This window comes from Cellulosimicrobium sp. SH8 (assembly GCF_025818875.1).
GTDB classification, from domain to species: Bacteria; Actinomycetota; Actinomycetes; order Actinomycetales; family Cellulomonadaceae; genus Cellulosimicrobium; species Cellulosimicrobium cellulans_D.
This window is the reverse complement of the sequence record NZ_JAMXMH010000022.1, coordinates 1-3,211: the sequence shown is the minus strand read 5'-3', so window position 1 is coordinate 3,211 and position 3,211 is coordinate 1. Positions and strand designations below refer to the sequence as shown.

General features: G+C 71.4%; 1 protein-coding gene and 1 pseudogene. Both read right to left on the bottom strand.

Annotated features, from left to right (window positions below):
• Window positions 1-194: pseudogene (narY, locus tag NF338_RS20935) on the bottom strand (nitrate reductase subunit beta); the annotation flags it as partial.
• Window positions 194-3,211: nitrate reductase subunit alpha (locus NF338_RS20930; RefSeq protein ID WP_264032513.1), on the bottom strand; the 3,018-nt coding region annotated here is incomplete at its 5' end. The pseudogene narY and the gene NF338_RS20930, both read right to left, overlap by 1 nt.

The window sequence follows — 3,211 nt, the reverse complement described above, 5'->3', positions numbered from 1 at the left end:
CCGCCCTGCCAGCGGTCCTGGTCCTGGTAGGTGCGGGGGTACCCCAGGCCGGGGCGGGTCTCGACGTTGTTGAACCACACGTACTCGACCCCGGTCCGGTTGGTCCAGGCCTGCTTGCACGTGACCGAGCACGTGTGACACCCGATGCACTTGTCCAGGTTCATCACCATCGACATCTGCGCCATCACCCGCATCAGTACGTCACCTCCTGGCTCCGTCGACGGATCACCGTGACCTCGTCACGCTGGTTGCCTGTCGGGCCGATGTAGTTGAAGCCGTACGAGAGCTGCGCGTAGCCGCCGATGAGGTGGGTGGGCTTGAGCAGCACGCGGGTCAGCGAGTTGTGGATCCCGCCCCGCAGCCCGGACGTCTCCGACCGCGGCACGTCCACGGTCCGGTCCTTCGCGTGGTACATGAAGACCGTGCCCTCGGGCATGCGGTGCGAGACGACGGCTCGGGCGACCACGACGCCGTTGCGGTTGTAGGACTCGATCCACTCGTTGTCCGCGACGCCGATCTTCTCCGCGTCCTGCGGGCTCATCCAGATCGTGGGGCCGCCGCGCGAGAGGGACAGCATGAAGAGGTTGTCCTGGTACTCGGAGTGGATCGACCACTTCGAGTGCGGGGTCAGGTACCGCACCGCGACCTCGGCGTAACCCTCCGACCCCTCCGCTCCCGTGGGGGACGTGTCGCCGACCCGCGAGTCGCCGAACAGGCGGTGCATGTCCAGCGGCGGACGGTAGACCGGGAGCTGCTCGCCGAGCTCCGTCATCCAGTCGTGGTCGAGGAAGAAGTGCTGGCGGCCCGTGAGCGTGTGCCAGGGCTTGAGCCGCTCCACGTTGATGACGAACGCGCTGTAGCGCCGCCCGCCGTGCTCCGAGCCGGACCACTCGGGAGAGGTGATGACCGCCGTCGGGCGGGACTGCACGTCCGGGAAGGTGATCCTCTTGCCCTGCTCGTCCCGCGCCAGGTCGGCCAGACGTTGCCCGGTGCGACGCTCCAGGTCCTCGAACCCCTGCACCGCGAGCCGCCCGTTCGTCGTCCCCGACAGCGCGAGGATCATCTCGCACACGTGGGTGTCCCGGTCCAGGCGCGGACGCCCCGCCGTCGGGCCCTCGGCGACGACGCCGTTCGCGACGGCGAGCCGCTCGACCTCCGGCGTCGGGTCGAACGCGACGCCCTTGGTGACCATGCCGACCTTCTGGGTGAGCGGGCCGAGGGCCGCGAGCCGCGCCGCGAGCGCGGGGTAGTCGCGCTCGACGACGACGAGCTTGGACATGGTCACCCCGGGCACGAGCTCGCCCTGCGGCAGGACCTCGCCGTGCGGCGTCGCCATGGCGTCCGGCGTGTCGTGCGCGAGCGGGACGGCCACGACGTCCTTGCGCACGCCCAGGTGCGTCTCCGACATCTGCGAGATGTGCCGGGCGAGCGTGTGGAAGATGTCGAAGTCGGTGCGCGTCTGCCACGGCGGGCTGATCGCCGGGTTGAACGAGTGCACGAACGGGTGCATGTCCGTGGAGGACAGGTCGTGCTTCTCGTACCACGTCGCCGCCGGCAGCACGACGTCCGAGAACAGCGTCGTCGACGTCATCCGGAAGTCGGCCGTGACGAGCAGGTCGAGCTTCCCCTGCGGCGCCTCGTCGTGCCACGCGATGTCCCGCGGCCGCCGGCCCGGCCCCGACTCCGGTGCGCGCACCGCGGCGTCGGTCCCGAGCAGGTGCTTGAGGAAGTACTCGTTGCCCTTGCCCGACGACCCCAGCAGGTTCGCGCGCCAGACGGTGAGCACGCGCGGGAAGTTCGCCGGGTCGTCGGGGTCCGCGCACGCGTAGTCCAGCCCGCCCGAGGAGAGCTGGTCGACGACGTGGCGCACCGGGTCCTTGCCCGCCGCCTCGGCCTCGTCCACGAGGTCGAGGGGGTTGCGGTCGAACGTCGGGTAGCTCGGCGTCCAGCCGCGACGGACGGACTCCACCAGCGTGTCCGCCGTCGTGCGGCCGGCGAGCTTCCCAGGCGCCAGCGAGGATGCGAGCGCGTCCGCGGGCAGGCCGTCGTAGCGCCACTGGTCCGTCGCGAGATACCAGAACGCCGTGCTGATCATGAGGCGCGGTGGCCGGACCCAGTCCGCCGCGTTCGCGTACTGCTGGAACCCCGTGATCGGGCGGACCTTCTCCTGCCCGACGTAGTGCGCCCAGCCGCCGCCGTTCACGCCCTGGCAGCCGGTCATGGTCACGAGGGCGAGGAACGTGCGGTAGATCGTGTCGGAGTGGAACCAGTGGTTGGTCCCCGCGCCCATGATGATCATCGACCGGCCGCCCGAGTCGAGCGCGTTCTGCGCGAACTCGCGCCCGATGCGCGCCGCGGCCACGGCGGGGACGCCGGTGATCTCCTCCTGCCACGCCGGGGTGCCCGGGGTCGCGGGGTCGTCGTAGCCCGTCGGCCACGTACCCGGCAGGTCGAGGTCGGGGCGGTCGACGCCGTACTGCGCGAGCAGGAGGTCGTAGACCGTCGTCACCAGGTGCTCGCCCACGCGGTGCGTCGGCACGCCGCGCCGGACGGCGCCCGCGCCGCCCTGGTGCTCGGCGCCCTCCTCGGGGGCGAGGTCGAAGCGCGGGAGGTCGACGGCGACCGGATCGCCCGACGCGCCGCCCGACAGGTCCGCGACCGACAGCGCCGGCTCGACGCCCTCGAGGTCGAGGTTCCAGCGACCGGGGTCGCCGTAGCGGTGCCCGAGCGACCCGTTGGGGACGACGACGTCGCCCTCGCGGGACAGGATCACGGTCTTGGAGGCCGCGTTCGCGGCACCGGCCTGGTCGGCCGCGGGGGTGCCCGCGAGCCGGTCCGCCGTGAGGAACCGCCCGGGTACGTACGCGTCCCCGCGCTTCTCCAGCGTGACGAGATACGGGGCGTCGGTGTACTGCGCCATGTAGTCGAGGAACCGGGGTGCGCGGTCGCGCACGTGGAACTCGGTGAGGATGACGTGGCCCATCGCCTGGGCGAGGGCGCCGTCGGTGCCGGGATGGGGCGCGAGCCACTCGTCGGCGAACTTGGTGTTGTCCGCGTAGTCCGGCGACACGGTCACGACCTTCTGGCCGCGGTACCGCGCCTCCGCCATGAAGTGCGCGTCGGGGGTGCGGGTCACCGGGACGTTGGAGCCCCACATGATGCAGTAGGTGGAGTTCCACCAGTCGGCGGACTCGGGGACGTCGGTCTGGTC